Source organism: Pseudomonas sp. v388 (assembly GCF_003935425.1).
Classification (GTDB): domain Bacteria; phylum Pseudomonadota; class Gammaproteobacteria; order Pseudomonadales; family Pseudomonadaceae; genus Aquipseudomonas.
In genome coordinates, this window is the sequence record NZ_RHQN01000023.1 from 1 (window position 1) to 849 (window position 849).

The 849-nt window shown below is 53.8% G+C and carries 1 rRNA gene; it reads right to left on the reverse strand.

The features are described from left to right. Positions 1-84: 84 nt before the first annotated feature. Positions 85-849 (reverse strand): 23S ribosomal RNA (locus tag EGJ27_RS24695); the annotation flags it as partial.

Genomic DNA, 849 nt, shown 5'->3' on the forward strand with positions numbered 1-849 from the left:
GTGAGTCGCAAATTTTCGGTGCGTGTCGTCTTCACAGTCACCGCAATCTGATCCCGTTCGGGTCGCAGATTGCTTGGGTGTTATATGGTCAAGCCTCACGGGCAATTAGTATTGGTTAGCTCAACGCCTCACAGCGCTTACACACCCAACCTATCAACGTCGTAGTCTTCGACGGCCCTTCAGGGAACTCAAGGTTCCAGTGAGATCTCATCTTGAGGCAAGTTTCCCGCTTAGATGCTTTCAGCGGTTATCTTTTCCGAACATAGCTACCCGGCAATGCCACTGGCGTGACAACCGGAACACCAGAGGTTCGTCCACTCCGGTCCTCTCGTACTAGGAGCAGCCCCTCTCAAATCTCAAACGTCCACGGCAGATAGGGACCGAACTGTCTCACGACGTTCTAAACCCAGCTCGCGTACCACTTTAAATGGCGAACAGCCATACCCTTGGGACCGGCTTCAGCCCCAGGATGTGATGAGCCGACATCGAGGTGCCAAACACCGCCGTCGATATGAACTCTTGGGCGGTATCAGCCTGTTATCCCCGGAGTACCTTTTATCCGTTGAGCGATGGCCCTTCCATACAGAACCACCGGATCACTAAGACCTACTTTCGTACCTGCTCGACGTGTCTGTCTCGCAGTCAAGCGCGCTTTTGCCTTTATACTCTACGACCGATTTCCGACCGGTCTGAGCGCACCTTCGTACTCCTCCGTTACTCTTTAGGAGGAGACCGCCCCAGTCAAACTACCCACCATACACTGTCCTCGATCCGGATAACGGACCTGAGTTAGAACCTCAAAGTTGCCAGGGTGGTATTTCAAGGTTGGCTCCACGCAGACTGGCGTCC